The sequence below is a fragment of the Mesorhizobium sp. M7A.F.Ca.CA.002.05.1.1 genome, assembly GCF_003998335.1.
In the GTDB taxonomy this organism is placed as follows: Bacteria; Pseudomonadota; Alphaproteobacteria; order Rhizobiales; family Rhizobiaceae; genus Mesorhizobium.
Window position 1 is genome coordinate 1 of the sequence record NZ_RZQI01000768.1, and the last position, 2,898, is coordinate 2,898.

Below are 2,898 nucleotides of genomic sequence, written 5' to 3' on the forward strand. Positions count from 1 at the left end.
TTTCCAGCCTTTCCGTCGCCGGCGCAGGCGCCGCCCAGGCCGCAGACGCGCTGCGTGTGCGCGGCACGGTGGTCAGTTTCGAACCCACGCTGCTCACCGTGAAAACCCGCCAGGGCGATACCGATGCGATCAAGCTCAAGGCTGGCTGGAAGATCTCGGGCGTCGCCAACGCCTCGGCAAAGGACATCAAGCAGGGCGATTTCCTCGGCATTGCCTCTGTTTCGAAAGCGGATGGCGGCAGCGGCGCCCTGGAGGTGGTGGTCTTTCCGGCCGCGCTGAAAGGCACTGGCGAAGGCGATCGTCCCTGGGACCTGCAGCCAAACAGCCGGATGACCAACGGCACCGTCGCCGACGTTACCGATATAAGCGGGCGATCCGTCACCCTGACCTATGACAATGGCCAGACCAAGAAGATTTCGATCCCCGACACCACGCCCGTCGTGACCTTCGCGCCGGCGACGCCTACCGACCTCAAGCCGGGTGCGACGGTCTTCGTCACCGCTGAGCGGGGCAGCGACGGCGCACTGAGCGCCAGCCGCGTCGTGGTCGGAACCAACGGCGTCGTGCCACCGATGTAGTCGAACAGGCGGCCGATGGCCGCCTCTCGATCTTGCCGTGCATGGTGACGGGAGGCTGGATTGGGCAGAAACAGTCCAGAAACAAAATTCTACAATCGGGAAATACTGACGAAAAAATTCAGGCGCGTAATTCCATTCGCGGCGGCCGGGCTATCGCCCCGATCCATATGCGCCCGCGAAACAAAAGGAAACCATCCATGAAGAAGTCCCTCCTCTCGGCCCTCGGGCTTGCAGTTGCATTGGCTTTCACGGTGCCCGTCATCGGCGCGACGAGCGCGGATGCGGCCCCGATGGCCAAGCATCATCGTCACCACCATCATCATCGCCACCATGTCCGCCACCACCATCATCACCGCCACCACCACCATGTGATCGGAAACAAGGCCTAAGCTCCGCAGACCGCCACCGAGAAGACCGGCCTTGGCTTCTTGTCCAAGGCCGGTCTTCTCGGCCCCGCGAGGCTCGATCGCGGAAGACTGTTCACGCAAGTCCAGCCCCCCTACGCCGGTGAGATCGTCGTCTATCCCGGCGCTGGCTATTGCACGACCACCAATCCGGCGTTCGCCGGCGAAATTGAGCGGCTCCGGCGGCTCGACCAATCCGCATTCCTGCGCCGGCCGCACAGAGATGCGGGGCGCCCGCCGACGCGCTCCTCGCCAGATGCCGGAGCGACGACAGACATAGCCGACCGCAAGGAAAATAAACGGATCGCCCTGAGGCGAGCTGTCACTTCTTGCTTCTTATCCCTGGGATTGGGTTTTAGAATTCAGCGCCGGCTGAACAGCAGACTGGCGACAAGACCGAGCACCACAAGGCCTACCGCCGCGGCAGCCGCCGGATGGTCGCGGGCCGACCTCTCGATCACCCTGCCCTGTTTACGGATTGCCGGCATGGCGTCGCGCAGGCGCCCGGCAAGATCGGAATAGGTGTCCAGCGCGGCATCGCGACCGTCCTCGTAATACGCGCCGCCTCGCCTTGCCACGGCCCTCTTCAAGCTGGCCAGTTCCTTGGTAAGAGCCGCGACCTGCCTGTCGAGATCGATGTCGGAGAGGGTCGAAAATGATGCCATTGGTATGTTTCCTTCACTTGCAGAAGGAAGCGTAACGCCTCACCGGAAGACGGGTTCCGGCTTTCGAACTGTCGATGCCGCGTCGGGCCGCGGTCAGCGCACCTGGTCAAGCAGGCGCTTGCATTCCAGGAGGTCGAACAGCGCCTCCTGCAGCAAGGCCCTGTTGTCGCGCGAGAGTTTCGACGCATCCGGCTGCACCGGACCCTCCTCGTCGCTCTTGCCCAGGCCGAAAAAGCGGCGGCTGGGTTTGACGCGGGGCTGGCCAACCAGTTCGTCGTCCATGCCGCGCGGCTGGGCCGCAGGCGTCAGCGGCACCTGATCGGCCTGCTTTCGCTGCGAGATCGCCTCTACGGCGGCCATGTCGCCATTGCCGATGGCAACCAGGAAATGGTTGCCGTTCTCGCGCAACAGCTTCTGCACGCCCTTGATGGTGTAGCCCTGGTCGTAGAGCATGTGGCGGATGCCCTTGATCAGCTCGACATCCTGCGGCCGGTAGTAACGACGGCCGCCGCCGCGCTTCATCGGCTTGATCTGGTTGAAACGCGTTTCCCAGAAGCGCAGCACATGCTGCGGCAGATCGAGATCTTCGGCGACCTCGCTGATGGTACGAAAGGCGTCGGGGCTCTTGTCCATGGGCGAATCCTCACGCTGGACGATGATCCGGCCTACCTGCCGAATCGGGGCTTATTTCAGCGGTTTATGAAGCAATATTCAAGCCCGGCGTCATGGCGGCGACGGTTTTCAACCGCGCAGTAGGACTACTTGCCGCTTTTGGCCTTGCCGCTCTGATGGGAGCGCAAGATACGGCTCTTCAGCACATTCGACGACTTGAAGGTCATCACCCGACGCGGCAGGATCGGCACTTCCTCGCCGGTCTTGGGATTGCGGCCGATGCGTTCGTTCTTGGAGCGGACGTGGAATGTCGCGAAGGACGACAGCTTCACCGTTTCGCCGCGCACGATGGCTTCGCAGATTTCATCCAGCACCGCTTCGACGAGTTCGGCCGATTCAGTGCGCGACAGGCCGACCTTCCGGTAAACTGCCTCGGCAAGGTCGGCGCGCGTAAGTGTCTTTCCCCCCATGCGACCGTCCCATCAGCTCAAAACATAAAATTCGGCACAACAACGGCAGAGCCTAAGTAATTGATCCGTCAAGGTCAAGGACCGAAACTGGACCGTTCGGCACTTACCAGCGAACCAGGACAGCGCCCCAGGTGAAGCCACCGCCCATCGCTTCCAGGAGGACGAGATC

The 2,898-nt window shown here is 62.5% G+C and carries 5 protein-coding genes; 1 reads left to right on the forward strand and 4 read right to left on the reverse strand.

Going from position 1 to position 2,898, the window contains the following annotated elements; all coding sequences use genetic code 11:
- A partial coding sequence (locus EN939_RS28110; protein ID WP_127270974.1) for a hypothetical protein occupies positions 1-578 on the forward strand: 578 nt, incomplete at its 5' end.
- Between the two features lie 89 nt (positions 579-667).
- Here EN939_RS28110 and EN939_RS38210 read toward each other — a convergent pair.
- From EN939_RS38210 to EN939_RS28130, 4 genes are all read right to left on the reverse strand, one after another.
- On the reverse strand, positions 668-1,177 hold the full coding sequence (locus tag EN939_RS38210) for a hypothetical protein (RefSeq protein WP_164748806.1): 510 nt from the start codon (positions 1,175-1,177) through the stop codon (positions 668-670).
- Between the two features lie 167 nt (positions 1,178-1,344).
- Positions 1,345-1,647 carry a hypothetical protein gene (locus EN939_RS28120; protein WP_127270978.1) on the reverse strand — a complete coding sequence of 101 codons (303 nt, stop codon included), beginning with the start codon at positions 1,645-1,647 and terminating at the stop codon, positions 1,345-1,347.
- 93 nt (positions 1,648-1,740) lie between these two features.
- Positions 1,741-2,280, reverse strand: a complete 540-nt coding sequence (locus tag EN939_RS28125) for a MerR family transcriptional regulator (RefSeq protein ID WP_127270980.1) — start codon at positions 2,278-2,280, stop codon at positions 1,741-1,743.
- 125 nt (positions 2,281-2,405) lie between these two features.
- Entirely contained in the window at positions 2,406-2,729 is a 324-nt protein-coding gene (locus tag EN939_RS28130; RefSeq protein ID WP_013532231.1) for an integration host factor subunit alpha, read from the reverse strand.
- Between the last annotated feature and the right edge of the window lie 169 nt (positions 2,730-2,898).